A 22,457-nucleotide genomic window follows, 5' to 3' on the forward strand; every position below is an offset into this window, starting at 1 on the left:
TGTTTGAAGGGTTGCGGGTCGTTGAGTGTGGCCTTGATTATTGTGGCAAGGCATAGCCATGCCGCAAAAAAACCGCCCGCGCTGACGGGCTGAGCAGGAATTGCTGCCACGCCACAGCGGCTGCGCTGGCCCCCTGCAGCAAAACCATCCGCTGGTGCAATGGGGCATGCAAGGATTCTGACAACGGCAAGACCTGCAAGGTCGGGGCCAGCTCAGGTGCAGTGGCCAGCGCCAAAGCCGTGATGCCCGCTTGTGCAGCCCCTGTGGCCACAAATTGCGCGGCCTGGCCGATGTTGTCACCCAGGACTTTTTGTCCGGCAGGCAGTGCGCCCGCGCCTGAACGCAACAAGGCCTCTTGTGCCGCAACCCCATAAGGGGCCAGCGCAGGGTTAGCCATGGCAAATTTGTCGCCGGGTTTCAGGGCGCGCACCACGGCAACCAGCCCCTGCGCCAAGGGCAGTGCTGAATTTTTAGGCAATATCAGCGCCAACCGGCCTGTGGCATAGCGCTGCCCGGCATCCAGCGTGCGCCCTGCTTTGACCAATTCAGCCACCCGGTCTTCGTCTGCCGAAATGAATTGCTCGACGGGCAGGCCTTGCAAAATCTGCCGCGCCAAGTTACCCGTAGCCCCCAAACTGACTTCGACCTGGACGCCTGTTTGTTGCCTGTATTGGCTTGTCAAGTCAGCCAGCACAAACTTCAAATTGCTCGCAGCGGCAATCTTGATGCGGATGGGCAGCTGCGCCTTGGCCCACTGTGGCAGTGCCAAAACCGCGACCAGCCACTGCCGGCGGCCCTCAAGCTGAGCCGAGGGGCGAAAGAGCGGCATAACGTCATGCGTTTTTTGCATAGATTTAAAAGGTTTTTGGGCGCAAATGACAGCCACGAACCAGACAGGCTCCCTAAAATCGAGACCCCAAGTTACCAAGCGGTTACGGCATCCGAGGGGATGCCGACAACACCACCAGTATCTCAGCCACGGAGCCGTTTTTTCAAAGCCCCCGAACAGCGGTTTTGAAAAAACGATTTTTAAACTTGGAGCTAGTCATGAACTCACCCGTGATGCAGGGCCTGAACCTGAACACACCCGCGTACGTCAAGAACGCGAAACTGATCGCCTGGGTCGCCGAAATGGCCGCCCTGTGCAAGCCCGCCAACATCTACTGGTGCGACGGCTCCCAAGAAGAATACGACCGCCTGTGCGCCGAACTGGTCGCCGCGGGCACCTTCAAAAAGCTCAACCCCGCCAAGCGCCCTAATTCCTTCCTGGCCTGCTCTGACCCGTCCGACGTGGCCCGTGTGGAAGACCGCACCTACATCTGCTCGGCCCAAAAAGAAGACGCCGGCCCGACCAACAACTGGATGGAACCCGCGCAAATGCGCGCCACCCTGAACCCGCTGTTTGACGGCTGCATGGCTGGCCGCACCATGTATGTGGTGCCTTTCTCGATGGGCCCGCTGGGCTCGCACATCAGCCACATCGGCATCGAGCTGACCGACAGCGCTTACGTGGCCGTCAACCAGAAGATCATGACCCGCATGGGCAAAGCGGTGTTCGACGTGCTGGGCACCAACGGCGACTTCGTGCCCTGCATGCACACCGTGGGCGCACCTTTGGCTGCTGGTCAAAAGGACAGCACCAGCTGGCCTTGCAACCCCACCACCAAATACATCGTGCACTTCCCCGAGACCCACGAGATCTGGTCTTATGGTTCGGGCTACGGCGGCAACGCGCTGCTGGGCAAGAAGTGCTTTGCGCTGCGCATCGCCTCCAACATGGGCAAAGAGCAAGGCTGGCTGGCCGAGCACATGCTGATCCTGGGCGTGACCAACCCCGAAGGCAAGAAGTACCACGTCGCAGCGGCTTTCCCCAGCGCTTGCGGCAAGACCAACTTCTCGATGCTGGTGCCGCCCAAGGCCTTTGAAGGCTGGAGCGTCACCACCATTGGCGACGACATCGCTTGGGTCAAGCCCCACGACGACGGCAAGATGTACGCCATCAACCCCGAAGCAGGTTACTTCGGCGTGGCCCCCGGCACCAACATGAAGACCAACCCCAACTGCATGCTGAGCCTGCACAAGGACGTGATCTTCACCAACGTGGCCCTCACGGACGATGGCGACGTGTGGTGGGAAGGCATGGAAAAAGACACCGGCAAACTGCCCGACCATTTGATCGACTGGCAAGGCAAGGACTGGACCCCCCAGATCGCCAAGGAAACCGGTGCCAAGGCCGCTCACCCCAACGCCCGCTTCACCGTGGCCGCGACCAACAACCCCGCGCTCGACCCCGCCTGGGACGACGCTGCGGGCGTGCCGATCGACGCCTTCATGTTCGGTGGCCGCCGTTCGACCACCGTGCCGCTCGTGACCGAAGCGCGCAGCTGGACCGAAGGCGTTTACATGGCCGCGACCATGGGCTCTGAAACCACGGCTGCCGCCTTTGGCGCACAAGGTGTGGTGCGCCGCGACCCGTTCGCCATGCTGCCTTTCTGCGGCTACAACATGAGCGACTACTTCCAGCACTGGCTGGACACCGGCGCCAAGGCCCAGGCCGCTGGCCACAAGCTGCCCGCCATGTACTGCGTGAACTGGTTCCGCAAGGGCGAAGACGGCTCGTTTGTCTGGCCTGGCTACGGCGACAACATGCGCGTGCTCAAGTGGATGATCGACCGCCTCGAAGGCAAAGCCACAGGCGAAGAAACCATGTTCGGTGTGGCACCCACTTACGGCGAAATCAACTGGAACGGCATCGAATTCAGCGCCGAGCAGTTCAAGTCCGTGACCAGCATCGACAAAGCCGCCTGGCAAGCCGAGTTCAAGCTGCACGACGAGCACTTTGCCCAACTGGCGTTCCACCTGCCCAAGGCGCTGCTGGACACCAAGACCGCTTTGGAAGCACGCCTGGCTGCTTAAAGATCAGGTTCTGCGCCCAAACGGCGCCTGAGCGTCAAACCGCCCCGGTCACAAACCGGGGCGGTTTTTTATTGCGCATCCCCTCGAGGGGCTTACTGTTTGAAGTAAAACTCGCCAATCGCCTGGTCGTAAAGAGACGGCGTTTGCTCGTGTCCCACCGATCGAGCCAAACGAACCACTTCATTGCGCACGTTGCGCAGCACCCGGTCAACAGAGACTCCCGGTTTGATCATTTCTTTCACAAAAATCCGGGTGAACAACCCATTCTTTTCTTTGTCGTTGTCACCCAACCTGTCCAGCGCTTGCTGACCCGCGCCTGCCGAGAACATGATCATCTGGCCTGTAGCTGCCGTTGTGGGCGCCAGCCCGCGGCCGCCGATGGCTCGGCCTTTGCTCTTGAAGGGGTTGTCACGGCAAGCGTCAATCACGGCAAGCGCAAACTTGGTCTTCTTTTCTTCCATGTCATCCAGTACTTTTTGCAGCAAGATGGCGTCGTCCTTGACCTGATCTTCTTGATCGCCTTGCACATCAATGGGCAGCAAATAGTTGGCGTTGCCCAGTTGCACACCGTGGCCGGCATAGAAGAACAGCACCTCGTCACCACCGGTCAAGTTCTGCCTGAAGTCGCGCACGGCCTGCTTGAATTTTTTCTCGTTCAAATTCAAATGTTTGAACACCTTGTAACCCACGGCCTCGAGTGACTTGGCCATGGCATCGGCATCAGCCCCTGCGTTGTTGAGCTTGGGCACATGGGTGTACAAGTCGTTGCCGATCACCAAGGCCTTGCGGTTGGCATAGGTCACAGGTTCTTTAGAGGTGACCGGTTCAGGGGCCGCAGCGGCAAGCTCTTTCGCCTTGGCCGCAGCTGTTGCAGCGGCGTTTTCTTGTTGGAGCTTGGCCAACATTTGCGTCATGGCTTCCAGTTGCTGAGCCATTTTGCGTTTTTCTTCATCCATGGCACGGCGCTCTTGCTCCAGCTTGAGCTGGGCCGAATTGTCGACCACGACCACCGGTGCTGGTGCGGGCACAGCTGTTGGCGCAGTGGCAACCTGAACAGGCTTCACGTCTGGCTCTATCCTGGGTGCACCAACGATCGTCGCCGGGCCTGGCATTGCAGCAACTGCGACTGGTGAGGCGGGCACTGCAGCTTCTGCCACCGTGCTGACGGGATAAGCCAGCGCCATGATGGGTTGAGGCTTCTTGTTGAAATAACTTTGCTGCATGGACTCGATGTAAATCGAGGTCCAGCCCGACAGAATTTGGTGTTCAGACAACCCTTGACCCGCTTTGAAATCATCTCTGAATTTAGCTGCCGTCATCCCTTTAGGTGGCAAAACAAACGCGTCAATCCGAAGGCGTTTGCCATTGAATTGCTGAACTGTCAGCTCAACCTGAAAAATACTTGGCCTGCGCACATTGTCTGATTCCAGCATGCCCTGCACGGCATCGGCCCACCATTGTTTATCTTGTGGATTGGCCCAAGCAAGCGTCTTCCAACTGTCAAAATTCCCGATGGCAAATATCCGCGAACATTTGTTCAAGAGCTCACTGATGCGAGTGCCATGCTCGTTCACCATGAACTGATTGGGATTGTTGGACAAACAACCGGTATTGCCCCATTTACTCACCGTGCTCGACTGGCGCACCACCAGAAAAGGCACCTTGGCATTCGGCTCCTGGTTTTTAAGGGTGTAAATTTCCCAAGCTGAACCGGGAAAGGCCAAAGAACTGACCTGTGTCGCCTGCCAGACCCCTTCAGGCAACGCCACACTCGTGCCTGCACCCAGAGGCAAAAAATCCTTGTATATGGAGCTCTTGACGGGCTGCGCCATGGCGGGGGTGACAAGGCAAGCCGTCAATACAACGGTCAAGCTCAAGATGCGGCCCATGAACGTGGTCTTCAAACCACAAACAAACCGATTTTCTCGAATTAAGGATGCAATGGTTGACATGGTTTTATTCCGAAAAAGTCCTCAACTCAGGACATCATTTTCAACAAACACAATATGCAAAACGATGAGAGCATCATTTAAATAATCTGTTCCAATTGTTACACTGATATTCAGGAAACACCCACCATGCGCTCTTTTCTTCAGCCCTTATGCCTTAGCCTGGCCATCTTTCCGGGAATGGTACAAGCCCAGATCAAATTGATCACCGAGGCAGAAGCGCAAGCACCCGCACTTCAGATCGCCTCCACCAGAGCCATCACCCGAGGCCCCGGCATCCATTTGATATCCCCCTCGGAAGTGACGGGGAAATCCTTCGCATTCAAGTTGAATTTCGAACCACGAGGAGGTGCAAGTATTGATTTAAATTCAATTAAATTTGAATACCTCAAACAACCTATTGTGGATTTAACGGCCCGTTTCAAAACAGGCCTGAATGGCAACCAGCTTGAGTTGCCACAGGCCAGCGTACCGGCAGGCACGCACCCCATACGCGTTTCTGTGCGTGACAGCGAAGGCCGTGAAGGCAACACCATCATCCATTTGAGCGCCAAGTGAGCCACACCAGCTTCAACTGCCCCTACTGCTGGAGCGATGTACCGGTCCAGGCATCGGTGTGCAGCCATTGCACGCGTGATCTGGTGCTGTTCAAGCCCCTGGCGCTTCGGCTGCAAACGCTGGCCGATGAAGTGGCGCAACTGAAATCATCGGTGGAGCAGCAAGCACAGGCACTCTCGCATGTGCAATCACAAGACATCCAGAACACCGTCTTGAGCTATGCCGAAACACACGACACCCCGCTGGAAACACCGACCGGCCCGCTGACCACAGCGCCATCCTGGCTCAGCTGGGCTGGCATCGTCTTACTGACCATCACCGCCATCGGTCTTTGCCATTGGGTTTTGCTTTTTGTCTACGATGCGCCGCCGCTGTTTCTGCGGCTCTTGACCATCACGCTTCCTGCATGCACGGGTTACCTCTGCGCACGCCGCAGTGGTTTGAGCTGGCCCATGCAACTGATGGCAGCCGTGCTGGTTTCGACAGGTGCTGTCGCTTTGATGTTGGGCATCACCGCCCACATCGATGGGGTGCCCCTGTTGCCCAGCAACCCCAGGGATTGGCGCGAAACCATTGAATACACCGCAGCCATCTGTTTGTCGTTCTTGACAGGTTATTTGATCTACCGCTTGTTCACTCGCTGGAAACAGCAGCAGCGCAACAAAATCAGTCTTCGAGTTTTGCTGGCGCGCGATGAAAAAGGACAATTCAAGATCACCGAAATTTCCAATCAGGTGCAAAGTCTGATCACAGCCACTGCACCTTTGGCCTCTGCCGGTATGGCGCTTTACTCCGGCCTCAAAGCTTTCAGCAACATTTGAGCTGCTTTCATTCACATGGTTTTGCCCGCATGAAAAAAAATATCCCGATCCTGTTGGCGCTGACACTTCTGACAGCATGGCCAGCGCAATCCCAAACGCAACCTGCTTTGCGATCGGCTCTGGTCATCGGGCTAAGCCAATACGGCCCCAACACAGGCGCCGCGACACTGGAAGGTGTGCCCCATGACGTTGAAAGTGCCAAACGCATTGCCATGGCCATGGGGATCCCTGCTGACCAGATACGCTTGGTAAAAGATCAACAAGCCACCAAAGCCAACATCCTCGAAGAAATTCGCAAACTCGGCGAACGCACCCGCGACGGCGGTCGCAGTTTCATCTACTTCTCCGGGCATGGCACACGCTATTGGGACACCTCTGTCAACGGTTGCGTTGAAGGTTTGTTGACCCATGACGGCCAGGCCATCACCAATGCCGAACTGGCACAAGCCACGCAAAAGGTGACGGCAGCCGCAGACAAGGTCATCACCATGATCGATGCCTGCCACTCCGGTGGCGTGGCATCGAACAAAGCGGCAACACGGTCCATTGGCGGCATTGAGTTCAAACCCAAATTCACTTTCAAGGCCAGCGGCAGCGCCGATGCCTGCAGCCAACCCTCCAACCTCAAAACACGCAGCCTGTTGGGAGAAACAACGCGTTTGGGGGCCTTGCAGGAAAACGTGGTGCAGATCACCTCATCACGTCCCGATGAAGTCAGTTTTGACGAGCCTGGCAAGGGTGGACTGGCCACACAAGGCATCCGGGACTGCTTGTTGGGCAAGGCCGCTGACACGGATGGCTCCGGGGCTGTATCGCTGGCAGAAATTCAACAATGCGCCCAAGCCGTCATTGACCAACGGCTCAAAGGCGTGAAAGACCTGACCCCACACCATGTTTCGGTTTCAGGCAATCGCAATTTGATCCCCGTTGCACAGCAACGTCCTGTCCAAGTGGTGGCGACGGCACCAAGCGCCCCTTCGGTGGCATCATCTGTGATGGCAACGACACCGGCACCGATACCGACACCTGCGCCATCCAAACCACCCGCCAGCATGACGATGGCCCAGAACACGGCATCGACCACAGCCGCGACCACCACAGCGACAGCCCCTACTCAAGCGCCGACAACATCCCGCCCACCTGCTGCGTCCCAACCACCAGCAGCAGCCGCATCGGTGACCCCACCGGCCATTGCGACGGCACCTGTTGTAACCCCAACCACCACCGCATCCGTTGCGGTGCCTGTTGCCGCGCCTGCCGAATCGGCCACACAACGGCCGAACAAGCCACCGTCTACAGCACAGCGCCCGGCGCAAGCACCTGCAGAGGTGCCTGCGCAAGCCACAGCAACGGCATCGCCCGTACCCGCAGCCCCTGTGCCCGAACCCATGCTGGCATCAGTGGCCACCTTGACCGACATCGAACAACAACGCGATCCACGCATGGTGCTGGATGTGAAATTGAGCAAGCCTGTCCTGAAGATTGGCAAAGATGCTTTGGACCTGAGCATCAAATCCAGTCACGATGGGTATATCTATCTTGTCTTGCTGGGCAGTGACCGCAAAAGTTTCTATGTGCTCTACCCCAATGGGTTGGACAAGGACAACCGCATCAAAGCAGGCCAAACCCGCAAGCTGCCCCGACCAGACTGGCAACTTGAAGCGGCTGGGCCAGCGGGCACGGATCACCTGCTTGTGATGGTGGCCTCCAGCCCACGACAAATCGACCGCTTGGCCATGACCGAGCCCAGCGCCACCAACCCGTTCACCTTTGCGCTCAATGAAATCGGTGGCCGTGCCGCCCTGATCAATTTTCTCGTTCACAACAAAGACGGAGAAGGTTCCGAGCGCTTTGGTGCCAAGCTCCTGACCCTGAAAGAAGTTCTATGAAACAGCTAACACTCGCATTGGCATTCATCTTGTGCGGTGTGTCTGCATCGGCACAACTGGTACAACAAGCCTCCAAAGACGACCTGATCGAAAAGCTCACACCGCCTGCGCCACCCACAACCCGCAGCCTGCGCAACCTGGTGCCCAAACCCGTCAACGTGGACTTGTCGATCAACTTTGATTTTGATTCGGCACGCCTGCAAGCGAGCAGCAAGCCCTTGCTTGACAACCTGGCACAAGCCATGAACAGCGAGCGCTTGTCGAACCTGAAATTCAAGGTCGAAGGGCACACCGATGCCAAAGGCAAACCTGAGTACAACCAAGAACTGTCATCACGCCGGGCATCCGCAGTTCAAGCCTATCTGACCAGTCAAAACGTCACGGCAGACCGCTTGCAATCCGAGGGCAAAGGCGCGAGTGAACTGCTCGTCCCCGACAAACCGCTGGCCAGCGAGAACCGGCGAGTCCGGATCAGCTTGGTCCCATGATGCGCACCATCGCCTGGCTCAGAGTGGCGCTGCTGGCCATCGGCCTGTGCGCTTGGGCGACCCACATCTGCGCGTTTGAACTGGTTTCGGCCCAGGAAATGCAAGCTTCGCTGACTGCAGCAGAACCTTTGACAACAAAAGCTGTCGCCGTACCGGGTGCGCCACAAATCGAGCTCGTGCACCCACGACTCGATTCACCCATCGCATCGCCAACAGCCATCCAACTGTTGTTCGTGCCCTCAGCCTCCAGCCCGGTGCGCCCCGAGAGCTTCAAGGTTTTGTATGGCCGTCTGCGCATCGACATCACCCAGCGCCTCATCAGTGCAGCAAAGGTCACGGCAGAAGGTATCAGCGTCAAAGAAGCCAGTTTGCCCAAAGGCAGCCATCGCTTGCTGCTGAGCGTTGAAGACATCCAGGGACGTCAAGGCATCAAGTCGCTGGATCTTGAGATCAACTGAACACATCGGTTTTCTGTCGATCCATTCAACGCGACCGTCATTTTGAACACCCCAGAATCCCGCGAACGCCTGGCACTCTGGCTGCTCTGGATCACCCCTGCGCTGTGGTCCGTCAATTACATCGTCGCACGCACCGCACCCGGCGTGGTCGCGCCCCACATGTTGGCCTTGGGCCGCTGGGCTTTGGCGGGTTTCATCTTGTGCTGTATTGCGCGCAAGGAACTTTGGCATGAGCGCCATGGCCTCATGAAAGCGGCTTGGCAATACCTGGTGCTGGGCGCATTGGGCATGCTGATTTGCGGTGCCTGGGTTTACCAAGGCGCGCAGACCACGCCCGCCATGAACATTGCGCTGATTTACGCCGCCTCACCGGTGCTGATTGCGCTGGGTGCGGTGCTTTGGCTGGGCGAGCGGTTTTCCGGACGCCAGGCCTTGGGTGTGCTCATCGCTTTGTCGGGCGTGTTCCATGTGGTGGTCAAGGGTCAATGGGGCGCACTGGGTCAGGTGCAATGGGTGGCCGGAGACGGCTGGATCGTGCTGGCCATGGTGGCTTGGGCGGGGTACGCCTTGCTGCAAAAAAAATGGGCCAGCCCATTGAGTGCCACGGCACGGCTGGCAGCCATCTGCGTGGGCGGTGTGCTGGTGCTCCTGCCTTTTGCAGCATGGGAATACAGGCAAGCGGACATCCCGCCCTGGAGCCTGCACGCCACCTGGCTGGTGCTGAGTGCGGGTTTGGTGCCCGGCATTGGCGCTTATGGGGCTTATGGCTTTTGCCAGAAGGTGCTCGGGGCCAGCCGCGTGGCCGCCAGCCTTTACATGGGGCCCTTGTATGGCGGCCTGACGGCTTGGCTGGTGCTGGGTGAGTCTTTGGGCTGGCACCATGTGATGGGCGCCATGCTGATCTTGCCGGGCATTTACCTGGCTTCGCGCAAAACAACACCCACACCCGAACCCTGAGTTTCGCCCCCGCCAAACAAAAGGCCTCCCGAAGGAGGCCTTGTGGTTCAAAGGCGCGAGGCCCCCGCCTATGCGATGTGATCAGATGTAGTACATGCGACTTTGCAGCATGCGAGCGGTGCGGCGGGTCATCAGCGTGGTGATGTCATTGGCCGGCTGTGTTTCGTTGCCAGCGCGGTCGATGGCCGTTTGCAAGTCGCTCATCAAGCGGCTGTCGGTTTGGGCCATGGCCCAAAGGCGCTCGTCGGCACGGCGGCGCGCCACATGGGCAGACCAGGCATCCAGGCCACCCATCAGGTTTTGGGCCAGTACGCGGGTCACGCCGCGCAGCACGCCGATGGCCACAGCGGCCACGGCCCACAAGGCCAGCCAAGCGGCCACAACGTGCGTTTCGGCCCAGCTGTCGATCATTTGGTCGGTGACGACCACCAGCGCCGCCACACCTGCGGCCAGCATGAGTGTGGCCAAAGTTTTGATGGACGTGGCAGGGGCTGCTGCTGCAGCGGTGTGGGGCATTTGGCCCAGAATGGATTTGGTAGCGGTGTTCATTTTGTGTTCCCTTGATTCGATTTTGTTCAATTTGGCAATCCAAATCATCAAAACCATGTCTGGATCATAGGGTTTTTACTGATGAGATTCAACTTTATATTCATGATGTTTATCATTCACAATGGTGATATACATGGAATGTCAGCATGAATCCCGCCATCCCCGCCTCTTTTCGCACGCTGGACTTGAACCTGCTTCGGGTTTTTGACGAAGTCATGGCCGAGCGCAGCCTGACCCGGGCCGCGCACAACCTGTCGCTCACCCAACCTGCGGTCAGCAACGCCCTGCGCCGCTTGCGAGATGCCCTGGACGATGAGCTGGTGCGCCGCCATGGGCACGGCATTGAGCCCACGCCGCGTGCACTGGCCCTGTGGCCCAGCGTGCGCGAAGCACTGCGCCAGCTGCAAGAAGCCATCGTGCCCAGCCCTTTTGTGCCCCATGAAGCCACCAGCACCTTTGTGCTGGCCATGGCCGATGCCACCGCTGCCGAGTTGATGGGCGGACTGGCCCGGCAACTACAAACCGAAGCACCCGGCGTTTCTCTGCGCGTGGTGCCGCTGACCACCCGCGACCCACGCAATCTGCTGAGCGATGGCACCGCCGCCATGGCGCTGGGCTACTTTCCGGCGGTGTTGACCGACTTGACGGGCCGCGCGCAAGCGGGCGAAGCCGTGTCTTTCGAGCACCAACGCCTGTACGCCGGTGAATACGTCTGCGTGATGCGGCAAGGCCACCCCTTGGCCAAGCAGCCCATGACCCTGGACGCCTATTGCGCAGCCCGCCACCTGCTGGTGAGCTTTTCCGGACGTCCTTACGGCTTTGTCGATGAGGCGCTGGCCTCCATCGGGCGGCAACGGCGCATTGTGCTCACGGTGAACCAGTTCTTCACCGCAGGCCAAGTGGTGGTCAACTCCGACCTGCTCACGGTGTTGCCGCGCCACTTTGTGCCCACCACGGGCATGACAGACCAGTTGGTGCTGCACGACTTGCCCCTGGATGTGCCACCGGTGCACGTCGAAGCCTTGTGGCATCGGCGCTCGCAACACGACAGTGCACACCAGTGGCTGCGTAGCCAGTTGCTGCAAGTGGCCCAAGCCGCCTTTGCCAACGAGGGCGCGGCATGAACATCCAGCTGCTCTCAGACCTGCACCTGGAAGCCAACCCCGGCTTTGTGCCCAGCCCCACACCGGGTGCTGACCTGTTGGTGCTGGCGGGCGACATCGGCTCTTACCAAGCGAACTCGGCGCTCACCGCCGCAGGCGATGCCGACTTTGGCCTGAAGCGTTTTTCGCCGCTGCACGGCTGGCCCACGCCCGTGCTGTTTGTGCCCGGCAACCACGAGTACGACGGCCTGGACTTTGACGAGGGCCACACGCGCCTGCAAGAGACCTGCACCCGGCTGGGCATCACCTGGCTGGAGCGCGAAGTCCTGACTTTGCAAGGCGTGCGTTTTGTCGGCACCACCTTGTGGACCGACTTTGACGCCCTGGGGCCGCTGGCCGGGCAAACGCTGCCCGACCCGACATCGGCCAAATTTCCGGCGCACTTCAACCACCCCAACAGCCAGTTCACGCGCCAGCTCAAGGCACGCGACAAGGCTTTTCGGGCGGCCAACTACTACCTGCGCAAAACCGGCACCACCCGGCAAGGTGAACCCTGGCTCGCCGAGCCCGTGCGCGAACAGGGTCTGCTGTGCCAGGAATGGCTGAGCCAGGCGCTCCACTCGCCGCACAACGGCCCCACCGTGGTGGTGACGCACTTTGCCCCCAGCCTGCGCAGCGCCGACCCGCGCTATGGCCAGGTACCGGGCACCGCCGGTTTTTGCAATGCCCTCGACCACTTGCTACCGCACGCGCAACTGTGGCTGCACGGCCACCTGCATTGCCCGGTGGACTACACGCACAACGGCTGCCGCGTGGTGGCCAACCCGCTGGGTTACGCGCACAAAGGAGAACAACTTCTGTTCAATGCCCAACGGATACTGCACCTGCAACACTGAGATCGCCCAAGAAGTTTCCGCGCTCATTCCCTCGATTTCATGACCTGAGTCAAAAACGGTATTCAAGAGTTGATTACATTCAAAACTTGTTTGAACTCATTGAGGAGCACACCATGAAAATCTTGTTGGCCGTTGACGGCAGCGACTACACCAAAAAAATGCTGGCTTATCTGACCACTCACGACGAGTTGTTCAGTGCCAACAACAGCTACACCCTGCTCACGGTGCAGCCTCAATTGCCGCCCCGCGCTCGCGCTGTGGTGGGCAAAGAAGCGGTGGAGACCTTCCACCGCGAAGAGTCAGAAAAAGTACTCGGCCCGGTCACCAAATTCTTGCTGCGCCATGGCATCGATGCCAAAACCGTGTCCAAAGTGGGTCACGCGGGCGAGACCATCTCCAAGACGGCCGACAGCGGCAAATTTGACTTGGTGGTGATGGGTTCACACGGCCACGGCACATTGGGCAATTTGGTCATGGGCTCGGTGGCCACCCAGGTGCTGGCGCACTGCAAAGTGCCTGTGCTGCTGGTGCGCTGAGCATTGGGGTATCAGCCCGGCCCTTAGCCAGCATTCGCGAGCGGGGGCTCGCTCCCACTCCAGACCGCGTCAGCGGGCGCTCAGACCGTCGAAACAGGTGCTCATCACCAGATCGAGGATTTGCTCATCGGTGTGCTGCTCGCCCATTTTGAGGAACTCCAGCACCGGGTCGCAGGCGCGCGCAAACAGGGTGTAGAGCACCGCCACAGCGGGCAAGGTCGGGTTGATCCTGCCTTGGGCCTGGGCTTCTTCGATCCAGCCGCCCAAGGCATCGCTGACTTCCATCAGGCCATCCATGTAGTCCTTGTTGGCCATCAAGGTGGCGCGCAGGCTGGAGTTCTGGCTGGGCAAGGAGGGCATCAGGCCCTGCAGCTTGAGGGTCATGGTCCAGCGCGTCACGGCCTTGAGTTTGTCGATGGGGGCCTGTTCGGCTGGCAAGGACTGGATGAAGTCTTGCGCCTTGCGCATGGCGGCCACCATCGCGGCACAAGCGAGTTCTTCTTTGCTGGTGAAGTGCTTGTACAGGCTGGCCTTGGCAATGCCCACTTCGGCGGCCACTTCGTCCACCGTCATCGCGTCAAAGCCTTTTTCGGCCAGAAAACGGTTCACCGACTGGATGATCGCCGTCTCTCGCGCCGCCAACATCTGGATCTTGAAAGACTTCTTCGGCGGTTTCTGGGTGTCGGTGTTCATGGCTGAATTCTAGCTCCGCAGATCAAAAAAAGACCGCTGAGTCGCGCCCAAGCCGAACCGATTCAAAATTCACCCGTCTTTGTGCACCCCAGCCACGCCGGAACGGATGCCCAGTTTGGCCTGCGCCCTGAACACGCCATCGGCCTGGGCCGGATTGGCCGTGGTCCTGAATTCAGCGCTGATGCCTTCGGGCCTCACCTCCAGCAGGGTGTAGCCGCGCTCGTCTGAGCGGGCGTGCACGATGTCCGGGTTGCTGTCACGGATTTGGGCGAGCAACTTTTCACCCAAGCCCCGTGACGTGATGGACGTGGTCACGATTTCGCTGGCCACCACGGGCGAGCGCTCGTCATTGGGCTGCACACGCAACTGGGCCGCCACATTCATGTGCACATCGCCCCCCAGCATGACCACGTTTTGCAGCTTCGCATCGGCCACGGTGCTCAGCAAACGGGCCCGCGCCTGCGGGTAGCCGTCCCAACCGTCGGTGAACGCACTGCGGCCCAGCGGGGTGTTGATGCCGCTGGAACTCATCTGGGTGGACTGGGCCACCAGCTTCCAGGGCCGGGTGCTGCGCGTCAGCCCCTCAGCCAGCCACTGTTCTTGCGCTGCGCCCAGCATGCTGCGGGCCGGGTCGGCCAGCGCGTCGCAGCCCACCACCACCCGGCCACCACCCCGGTTCGGGTCAGGGCAAGCCTGGTGGTCGCGGTATTGGCGGCAGTCCAGAGTCCACACATCGGCCAACTGCCCCCACGCCAAACGGTCATGGATGCGCATCTGGCTGGGCTGGGCCGGATCGGGCCCCAAACGCACCGGCATGTGCTCGAAATACGCTTGATAGGCCGCTGCCCGGCGTCGCAAAAACACCTGTGGATCGCTGAAGTTGCGGTCCAGGTCGTTGGCGTAATCGTTGACGACTTCGTGGTCATCCCAGGTCATCAACCAAGTGTGCGCTGCGTGGCAGGCACGCAAATCGGCATCGGTCTTGTACTGTGCATGGCGGTCACGGTATTCGTCCAGCAGCGTGGGCACACCGCCCAGGTGCTTGCGCAACATGTATTGCGGGTTGGAGCTTTCGTAGATGTAGTCGCCCACAAACAACACCAAGTCCAGATCGCGCTGGGCCATCTCGCGGTGGGCCGCAAAGTAGCCCTGTTCGTAATGCTGGCAAGACGCCAGGGCCATGCGCAAGCGGTCCACCACATCGTTCGTGCCCGGGCTGGTGCGGGCACGGCCCACCGGGCTGGTGGCGTTGCCACACACAAAGCGGTACCAATAAGGCCGCCCCGCTTGCAAACCGCTGGCCACCACATGCACGCTGTGGGCGCGGGCCGCATCGGTCTGCACGCGCCACTGGCGCACCGTTTGGCGCAAGGCCGCATCGGCAAAGACCTCGCACACCACGGAAATGCTTTGCGCTTTGAGCGCGGCATCGGCCTCTGTGATGCGCAAGCGCGTCCACAACACCACACTGCCCGACTGCGGCTGGCCACTGGCCACACCCAAACTGAACGGGTCGGCTTGCCAGCGCGGGCCTTGCGCTGCGCCCGCTGCACTGGTCAGCGTCTGTGCCTGGGCGGCGGGGCTGAGCCACGGCGACATGGCCAAAGCCAAAGCCATGCGGTTCCAGTCACGCCGGGTCACCTGCGCCAGAGGGGAAGTGCGCATCAAGGATTCAGGGTGTTCGGATTTGTTCATGGAAAGTCAGGGCACGGCTTGGCTGATGGATGGCATGTTACCCGTCACAAGAGCCGCGATCTCAGGCGACAGGCGCGGCTCATCCAGCACGGCACAATCCGGGGCATGAATTCGCGAAAAGACCATCTGGACGGCTTGGCCGTGGGCATGCTGCTGGCATGCTGCATGTTTTGGGGCCTGCAGCAAGTGCTGGTCAAAGCCATCATGGGCGAGGTGGCGCCCCTGTTTCAAGCCAGCCTGCGTTGCATTGGTGCCTGTGTGTTGCTGTGGGTCTGGTGCCGCGTGCGGGGCGTGCGCCTGTTTGAGCGCGACGGCAGCCTGTGGCCCGGCCTGCTGGCGGGCGCACTGTTTGCCGCCGAATTTGCCTGCATTTACCTGGGTTTGCTCTACACATCTGCCTCCCGCCTGACGGTGTTTCTCTACACCTCGCCGTTCTGGGTGGCCGCGTTGGTGCCGCTGTTTGTCAAATCCGAGCGCCTGCGACCGCTGCAATGGCTGGGCATGGGCTGCGCTTTTGTGGCCGTGGCCTTTGCCATGCGCGAAGGCCTGGGTGCAGGCAGCACCAACGGCAGCGTGAGCAACAGCGCTTTGGGCGATTTGCTGGGCCTGGCCGCAGGTGCCCTGTGGGGCCTGACCACGGTGACCATCCGTGCCAAAAACCTGACCCGCATCGCCCCCGAAAAGCTGCTGTTTTATCAAATCGCCACCACCGCCTTGGCCGTGCCCTGGATCTCGCTGGCACTGGGCGAAAGCTGGAACTTCAACTGGAGCCCGATGGCCTGGGGCTCCATGCTGGCGCAAACCGTGATCGGCGCTTTTGCCAGCTACTTGGCCTGGATGTGGATGCTGGGCCGCTACCCGGCCACCAAGATTTCGGTGTTCGTGTTTTTAACGCCGCTGTTTGCCCTGCTGTTTGGCACCTTGCTGCTGGGCGAAGCGGCCACGCCCACCCTGCTGGCGGCGCTGGGGCTGGTGGCGGTGGGGATTGTGCTGGTCAACCGCAAACCCAACTGACCTCTTTTTTGAAAGCGCCTCACATGACTTATCAAGCCCTGCAAATCAACAAAGACGACACCGGTTACCGCTGCACCCTGCAAACACTCGATGACAGCGCCTTGCCCGAAGGCGATGTGACGGTGCAGGTGGACTACTCCACCCTCAACTACAAAGACGGCTTGGCCATCACCGGCAAATCGCCCGTGATACGCAAGTTCCCGCTCACGCCGGGCATTGACCTGGCAGGCACCGTGACCGAGAGTCAGCACCCGCTGTTCAAAGCGGGCGACAAAGTGGTTTTGAACGGCTGGGGCGTGGGCGAAAGCCACAGCGGCGGGCTGGCGCAAAAGGCGCGCCTCAAGGGCGACTGGCTGGTCAAACTGCCTGCCGCCTTCACCCCGCGCCAAGCCATGGCCATTGGCACGGCAGGCTACACCGCCATGCTGTGCGTGATGGCGCTTGAAAAGCACGGCGTCACGCCAGGCAGCGGCGACATTTTGGTCACTGGCGCAGGCGGCGGCGTGGGCAGCGTGGCGATTGCACTGCTGGCCAAGCTGGGTTATCGCGTGGTGGCCAGCACCGGCCGCCTGCAAGAGGCCGACTACCTGCGCCAACTGGGCGCGGCCGACGTGATCGACCGGGCAGAACTGTCTGCCCCCGGCAAGCCGCTGGCCAAAGAGCGTTGGGCGGGCGTGGTCGACACCGTGGGCAGCCACACCCTGGCCAACGCCTGCGCCAGCACGAAATACGGCGGCGTGGTCACGGCCTGCGGCTTGGCGCAAGGCATGGACTTTCCATCGAGCGTGGCCCCCTTCATCTTGCGCGGCGTGACGCTGGCTGGCATCGACAGCGTGATGGCCCCGCGTGCCGTGCGCGAAGCCGCCTGGGCGCGCTTGGCACAAGACCTGGACACCGCACAACTGGAACGCATGACCCGCGAAGTGGACCTGGCCGATTCCATCGGTCTGGGCGCAGAGATTTTGGCAGGCCAGGTGCGCGGTCGGGTGGTGGTGAATGTGAACGCTTGAACCGCCCCTGTCGCACGGTTGCCGCCCTGTTCGCAAACAATTTAGTGGCGCTGCGTTTTGCCCGGCACAGGCATGCCGCGCTTGCATTTTTTGATATTTGCATCAAGAAATGGGGGCAAAGCGGTAAATTTTGACGCAAATATCAAGTTTTCCCCAAGCACCCCCCCTGGGCAAGCGGGGGGCGTTTCAGGTGGTTTTCTTTGCCGCCCAAATTAGCTGCTAAAACGAACAAAATTGGCAACTCGCCCTTGCTGGGTGAGCGGTAAAAATATGAATTCAAAAGAATTCTTTAGACAGAGGCTGACGGACAATGCTGAATTCTTTATCCAAAAACACATCGACATCGCCCGTGAGCCTCTACAGCCAACTGCAAACCGCCAAGAGCGAAGAAGACGTCAAAGACGCGTACATCAAGGCGCTGGGCCTCAAGGGCTACACCAAAGGCCTGATCGACATTCAAACCGACGAAATCTGGTTTGAAGCCAAGGACACCGGCAAAAACTCCAGTTACGCCATGTTCACGCAGCTGCTGCATTACGTGCAAGTGAGGCTGAACAAGGGCGAACCTGTGCCGCCCTTTTTGGCTGTAATTGACACCGAAAAAGCCGCCATCATGAAGAGCGCCGACGTGCTGCCCTTTCTGGCCAAGAAAACCATCCAATGGGGCAAGTCCGCCAGCCAGTACACCCCAGAGGCACTCGACGAAATCTCGGCCCACATCGGCACTTACTTTGTGTCGTTCAAGATGTCGACGCACGAAGACGAGTTCATCAGCACCGTCAAAGCGGCCATCAAGTCAGGCGACATCATCCGCACACAAATCACGCCGGACAACCTGAAACAGGTGTTTGACAAATGGGTGGCCATGATCGGGCGCGAGATTGCCGGGGTCACCGAAGAAGATTACGCACTGCTGTTTTTCGCGGACATCATGCACGACGGCACCGTGTCCACGCACGCCAATTTGCCGGCCGAGTTGATGCACAAAAACGGCGCACCCGTGTTCACCCTGAACGGCAAAATGTACGAGCTGGGCAACAAAGAAGGCTACCGCCAGTTTTGGGCCATTTACCACCGCCCGCCCAAATCGGAATACCGCGACTACCTGCTGGAGCGGCGCGACAGCCTGATCCCGTATGACGAGCGCAGCTTCAAAGGCGCGTATTACACGCCCCTGCATGTGGTGGACAAAGCCTATGACAAGCTGACCGAGACACTGGGCAAGAACTGGCAAAAAGACTACATCGTCTGGGACATGTGCTGCGGCGTGGGCAACCTGGAAGTCAAGCACAGCAACCCGCGCAACATCTTCATGAGCACGCTGGACCAGGCCGACATCGACGTGATGAAGGCCACCAAAACCTGTGTGGCGGCGCAGCGTTTTCAGTACGACTATTTGAACGACGACATTAGCGACGATGGTCAGATCGACTACAGCCTGAGCAACAAAGTGCCGCAGGGGCTGCGCGATGCGATCGCGGCGGGGAAAAAAATATTGGTGTTAATCAATCCGCCGTATGCGGAAGCAACGAACTTCGACAACATTGCGACAGGAGCGGATGCAGAGAACAAAACTGGTGTTGCTAAAACTCGAATGGCAACTCAAATGGACCGCTACGGGAAAGCCAGCAATGAGCTTTTTACTCAATTTTTGGCGCGTGTGGCTCTAGAGATACCTCGTGCCACGGTTGCCATGTTTAGCACCATGAAATACGTCAATGCCCCGAACTTTGAGAAGTTTCGGACTGCATGGAGCGCAAAGTATTTGGGTGGATTTGTGGTGCACAACCAAGCGTTTGACGGGCTGACTGGCAAATTTCCCATTGGTTTTTTGGTGTGGCAAACCGACCAGAAGGTGAGTCCCAAAATATCAATTGACTCAATTCAGGTTGAAGTCTTGGACAAAATTGCCAACGCCATAGGGGAAAAGACGTTTTACAACTTACCCAAAGACACATTCCTGAATGTATGGATTGACAGACCTAGAGCCAACCAAACACCGACGATTCCATTAAAAAACGCAGTTTCACCCTCTTCCTCGGTACCCAGGGTAAAGACTTGGGCAGATGGGGCACTTGCTTATATGTATTGCGGCGTGAACGATCTTCAACACGCCGAACAGCAAACTGTTATTTATTCCTCGGTCTATGGAGGTGGGAACGGTTTTTACCTAACAGCTGAGAACCTCTGGCAAGCTGCCGTTGTCTTTGCCATGCGCCGAGCGATACGTCCCACTTGGCTCAACGACCGCGACCAATTTTTGCAGCCGACTGAGCCATTGACCGATGAGTTCAAGAACGACTGCTTGTTGTGGATGCTGTTCAACCGCTGCAATCGAACCGCAGGCGCAAAAGACCTGGAATGGGGCGGCAAAAACTGGTCATTAGTCAACCACTTCATCCCCTTTACAGAAGACGAAGTGGATGCGCCCGACCGCTTCGAGTCCGACTTCATGGTCCAGTACTTGGCGAACAAAACCTTATCCCCCGAAGCCACGGCGGTGCTGGATGCTGGCCGCACCTTGTGGAGGGCCTACTTTGCCCACACCGACGTGCGCAGCGTGCGTGACCAATACAAACTCAACCGCCCCGATGTGGGTTGGTACCAAATCCGCAACGCCCTGGCCGAGCGCAACAAAAGCGGCGACACCGCGCCCGTCAACTTCACGCCCTTTGAAGCGGCCTACGAAGCGCTGACCACCAAACTGCGCCCGCAGGTGTTCAGCCTGGGGTTTTTGCGATAAAGGCCACATCGTGAATACCCAAAACAACGATCCAGTGATCCCCGGCGAATTCTTGCTCTACGAAACCGAAGATGGTCGCACCCGTGTGGAGTGTCGGTTCATCGAGGATTCGCTCTGGCTAACGCAAGCGTTGATGGCCGATCTTTTTCAGGTCAAAGTGCCCACCATCAACGAGCATCTGAAAACGCTTTATGCCGATGGCGAGATTGAATCTTCGGCAACCATTAGGAAATTCCTAATAGTTCGCCAAGAGGGTGAGCGAACCGTCAACCGGAACATTGACCACTACAACCTCGACGCCATCCTGGCCGTCGGCTACAGGGTGCGCTCAGCCCGAGGCACGCAATTTCGCCGCTGGGCCACCGAGCGCTTGCGGGACTATCTGGTCAACGGATTTTTGCTGGATGACGAGCGACTGAAGAACCCGCCGGTGGGCGATTCGGCGGCACCCGACCGTTTCAACGTGTTGCTGGAGCGCATTCGCGATATTCGCGCCAGCGAACGTCGCATGTACCTGAGGGTGCGTGAGATTTTTGCCATGGCAGCGGACTATTCGCCGTCCCTGCCCGAGACCACTCGCTTTTTCCGTTTCATACAAAACAAGCTGCATTTCGCCGTCACAGGCAAAACGGCCGCCGAATTGATCGCCGAGCGTGCCGACAGCACCCAGCCACACATGGGCCTGAGCACCTGGAAATCAGGCCGCGTACAAAAAACCGATGTGACCGTGGCCAAAAACTACCTTCACGAGCCAGAAATCCAATCGCTCAACCGCATCGTGACCATGTGGCTGGACTATGCAGAGGACCAGGCGCAGCGCCGCAAAGAAGTGTTTTTGAAAGACTGGGCCGAAAAGCTGGATGCGTTTTTGACTTTCAACGAACGCCAGGTGCTCGAAGGTGGGGGTAAGGTGTCAAATCAACAAGCCACCGCCCATGCCCAAGCGCAGTATGAGCAGTTCGCCGCCCAAAGGCGGGCGCAGTTGGAGTCCGAAGGGGCCGCGTTCAATATGCGCGCTCTGGAAGATGCAGCCAAAGCATTGCCCAAGCCCACAAAGGGCTAACAGGAGATGGCGGCCCTCTCATTTGTCCATCGTTGAAGGCTCGGACACCTGATCCCCGATAATCACGCCTTCAGATTCCCCATCGGCCCGCACGCCCTGCGGGCCATTTTTTCGGAGCAAAACATGAGCACCTTCCAAACCACCGGCGCACGCGCCACCGGCCTGGCCACCCTCGCCGCTGACGGCACCGTGCTGGACACCTGGTTCCCCGCCCCCGAGCTGGCTGGCGATGTGGCCACCAGCGGCAGCACGCGCCTGACCGAAGCCGAAGCGGTGGCCGCCTTGGGCGCTGACGTGGCCAAGGCCCTGAGCGCCTGCGCCGTGCGCGGCACCACCGTGGTGGCCGTGCGCACCGAGATCAAGTCGCTGGCCGACGCGCCCGCCGACACCCACGACGCCTACCTGCGCCTGCACCTGCTGAGCCACCGCCTGGTTCAGCCGCACGGTGCCAACGTGACCGGCATCTTTGGCCTGCTGGCCAACGTGGCCTGGACCAACTTTGGCCCTTGCGCCGTGAGCGAAGTGCCCGCTGCCCGCCTGAAGGCCCGCGCCACAGGCCGCGTGCTCGAAATCAAAGGCGTGGACAAGTTTCCACAGATGACCGACTACGTGGTGCCCGCCGGTGTGCGCATCGCCAACGCCGACCGCGTGCGCCTGGGCGCGCACCTGGCCAGCGGCACGACCGTCATGCACGAAGGTTTTTGCAACTTCAACGCCGGTACGCTGGGTGCCAGCATGGTCGAAGGCCGCATCAGTGCGGGCGTGGTGGTCGATGACGCCAGCGACATCGGCGGCGGCGCGTCCATCATGGGCACGCTGTCGGGTGGCGGCAAGGAAGTCATCAAGGTCGGCAAGCGCTGCCTGCTGGGCGCGAACGCCGGCATCGGCATCTCGCTGGGCGACGACTGCGTGGTCGAAGCCGGCTGCTACATCACTGGCGGTAGCCGTGTGCAAATGCCCGACGGCAGCCTGATGAAAGCCAAAGAGTTGTCCGGCAAAAACGGCATCCTGTTCCGCCGCGACTCACAGTCGGGCGCGTTGCACGCGATTCCGCGCAACAAGAGCTGGGGCGAGTTGAACGCTGAGTTGCACAAGAACTGATTCAGGTTCTTTCATGAC

The 22,457-nt window shown here is 59.4% G+C and carries 20 protein-coding genes; 15 read left to right on the forward strand and 5 right to left on the reverse strand.

The genetic code is table 11. From position 1 onward, the window contains the following. Window positions 1-37: 37 nt before the first annotated feature. Window positions 38-829 (reverse strand): molybdate ABC transporter substrate-binding protein, encoded by a 792-nt coding sequence (modA, locus tag ACZ5VE_RS14685; protein WP_464455854.1) that lies wholly within the window; start codon window positions 827-829, stop codon window positions 38-40. A gap of 218 nt (window positions 830-1,047) precedes the next feature. Between modA and ACZ5VE_RS14690 the strand changes: the two genes are divergently transcribed. After that, entirely contained in the window at window positions 1,048-2,916 is a 1,869-nt protein-coding gene (locus tag ACZ5VE_RS14690; protein ID WP_464455855.1) for a phosphoenolpyruvate carboxykinase (GTP), read from the forward strand. A 92-nt stretch (window positions 2,917-3,008) separates the two neighbouring features. On the opposite strand, the gene ACZ5VE_RS14695 is transcribed toward ACZ5VE_RS14690, so the two are convergent. Next, entirely contained in the window at window positions 3,009-4,190 is a 1,182-nt protein-coding gene (locus tag ACZ5VE_RS14695; RefSeq protein ID WP_464455856.1) for a caspase family protein, read from the reverse strand. An 804-nt stretch (window positions 4,191-4,994) separates the two neighbouring features. Here ACZ5VE_RS14695 and ACZ5VE_RS14700 point away from each other — a divergent pair. The 6 genes from ACZ5VE_RS14700 to ACZ5VE_RS14725 are packed head-to-tail and all read left to right on the forward strand — an operon-like array spanning window position 4,995 to window position 10,036. After that, complete coding sequence (locus tag ACZ5VE_RS14700; RefSeq protein ID WP_464455857.1) at window positions 4,995-5,423, forward strand: hypothetical protein; 429 nt, start codon at window positions 4,995-4,997, stop codon at window positions 5,421-5,423. Further along, window positions 5,420-6,244, forward strand: coding sequence for a hypothetical protein (locus ACZ5VE_RS14705; RefSeq protein ID WP_464455858.1), 825 nt, complete (start codon window positions 5,420-5,422; stop codon window positions 6,242-6,244). Before ACZ5VE_RS14700 ends, ACZ5VE_RS14705 begins: the two co-directional genes overlap by 4 nt. A gap of 29 nt (window positions 6,245-6,273) precedes the next feature. Further along, complete coding sequence (locus tag ACZ5VE_RS14710) at window positions 6,274-8,133, forward strand: caspase family protein (RefSeq protein WP_464455859.1); 1,860 nt, start codon at window positions 6,274-6,276, stop codon at window positions 8,131-8,133. Next, the gene (locus ACZ5VE_RS14715) at window positions 8,130-8,621 is read left to right on the forward strand and encodes an OmpA family protein (RefSeq protein WP_464455860.1); all 492 of its coding nucleotides are present in this window, start codon (window positions 8,130-8,132) and stop codon (window positions 8,619-8,621) included. Before ACZ5VE_RS14710 ends, ACZ5VE_RS14715 begins: the two co-directional genes overlap by 4 nt. After that, on the forward strand, window positions 8,618-9,079 hold the full coding sequence (locus ACZ5VE_RS14720) for a hypothetical protein (RefSeq protein WP_464455861.1): 462 nt from the start codon (window positions 8,618-8,620) through the stop codon (window positions 9,077-9,079). Before ACZ5VE_RS14715 ends, ACZ5VE_RS14720 begins: the two co-directional genes overlap by 4 nt. Window positions 9,080-9,121: 42 nt before the next feature. Then, a complete protein-coding gene (locus ACZ5VE_RS14725) occupies window positions 9,122-10,036 on the forward strand; it encodes a DMT family transporter (protein WP_464455862.1) in 915 nt (304 codons plus the stop codon). 81 nt (window positions 10,037-10,117) lie between these two features. On the opposite strand, the gene ACZ5VE_RS14730 is transcribed toward ACZ5VE_RS14725, so the two are convergent. Beyond that, window positions 10,118-10,585: a hypothetical protein gene (locus tag ACZ5VE_RS14730; protein ID WP_464455863.1), complete on the reverse strand. Its 468-nt coding sequence runs from the start codon at window positions 10,583-10,585 to the stop codon at window positions 10,118-10,120. A gap of 146 nt (window positions 10,586-10,731) precedes the next feature. Here ACZ5VE_RS14730 and ACZ5VE_RS14735 point away from each other — a divergent pair, with 146 nt between their 5' ends. The 3 genes from ACZ5VE_RS14735 (at window position 10,732) to ACZ5VE_RS14745 (ending at window position 13,120) form a co-directional block, all read left to right on the forward strand. Then, window positions 10,732-11,709, forward strand: a complete 978-nt coding sequence (locus ACZ5VE_RS14735; protein ID WP_464455864.1) for a LysR family transcriptional regulator — start codon at window positions 10,732-10,734, stop codon at window positions 11,707-11,709. After that, window positions 11,706-12,584: a metallophosphoesterase gene (locus ACZ5VE_RS14740; RefSeq protein ID WP_464455865.1), complete on the forward strand. Its 879-nt coding sequence runs from the start codon at window positions 11,706-11,708 to the stop codon at window positions 12,582-12,584. The genes ACZ5VE_RS14735 and ACZ5VE_RS14740 overlap by 4 nt, the downstream gene beginning before the upstream one ends. 113 nt (window positions 12,585-12,697) lie before the next feature. Further along, on the forward strand, window positions 12,698-13,120 hold the full coding sequence (locus ACZ5VE_RS14745) for a universal stress protein (RefSeq protein WP_464455866.1): 423 nt from the start codon (window positions 12,698-12,700) through the stop codon (window positions 13,118-13,120). A gap of 69 nt (window positions 13,121-13,189) precedes the next feature. On the opposite strand, the gene ACZ5VE_RS14750 is transcribed toward ACZ5VE_RS14745, so the two are convergent. Together ACZ5VE_RS14750 and ACZ5VE_RS14755 are read right to left on the reverse strand one after the other, a co-directional pair. Further along, a complete protein-coding gene (locus ACZ5VE_RS14750; RefSeq protein ID WP_464455867.1) occupies window positions 13,190-13,813 on the reverse strand; it encodes a TetR/AcrR family transcriptional regulator in 624 nt (207 codons plus the stop codon). A 69-nt stretch (window positions 13,814-13,882) separates the two neighbouring features. Next, window positions 13,883-15,508 carry an alkaline phosphatase D family protein gene (locus ACZ5VE_RS14755; protein ID WP_464455868.1) on the reverse strand — a complete coding sequence of 542 codons (1,626 nt, stop codon included), beginning with the start codon at window positions 15,506-15,508 and terminating at the stop codon, window positions 13,883-13,885. 105 nt (window positions 15,509-15,613) lie between these two features. On the opposite strand from ACZ5VE_RS14755, the gene ACZ5VE_RS14760 reads away from it, so the two are divergent. The 5 genes from ACZ5VE_RS14760 to dapD all read left to right on the forward strand — a co-directional run bounded on the left by ACZ5VE_RS14760 (window position 15,614) and on the right by dapD (window position 22,439). After that, window positions 15,614-16,522, forward strand: a complete 909-nt coding sequence (locus tag ACZ5VE_RS14760; RefSeq protein ID WP_464455869.1) for a DMT family transporter — start codon at window positions 15,614-15,616, stop codon at window positions 16,520-16,522. 23 nt (window positions 16,523-16,545) lie between these two features. Further along, window positions 16,546-17,532, forward strand: a complete 987-nt coding sequence (gene acuI, locus ACZ5VE_RS14765) for an acrylyl-CoA reductase (NADPH) (protein ID WP_464455870.1) — start codon at window positions 16,546-16,548, stop codon at window positions 17,530-17,532. A 310-nt stretch (window positions 17,533-17,842) separates the two neighbouring features. Continuing rightward, on the forward strand, window positions 17,843-20,275 hold the full coding sequence (locus tag ACZ5VE_RS14770) for a hypothetical protein (protein WP_464455871.1): 2,433 nt from the start codon (window positions 17,843-17,845) through the stop codon (window positions 20,273-20,275). Between the two features lie 10 nt (window positions 20,276-20,285). Further along, window positions 20,286-21,338, forward strand: a complete 1,053-nt coding sequence (locus ACZ5VE_RS14775; protein ID WP_464455872.1) for a virulence RhuM family protein — start codon at window positions 20,286-20,288, stop codon at window positions 21,336-21,338. A 123-nt stretch (window positions 21,339-21,461) separates the two neighbouring features. Continuing rightward, complete coding sequence (gene dapD / locus ACZ5VE_RS14780; RefSeq protein WP_464455873.1) at window positions 21,462-22,439, forward strand: 2,3,4,5-tetrahydropyridine-2,6-dicarboxylate N-succinyltransferase; 978 nt, start codon at window positions 21,462-21,464, stop codon at window positions 22,437-22,439. The last annotated feature ends 18 nt before the right edge of the window (window positions 22,440-22,457 follow it).

The sequence above is a fragment of the Limnohabitans sp. INBF003 genome (assembly GCF_055396645.1).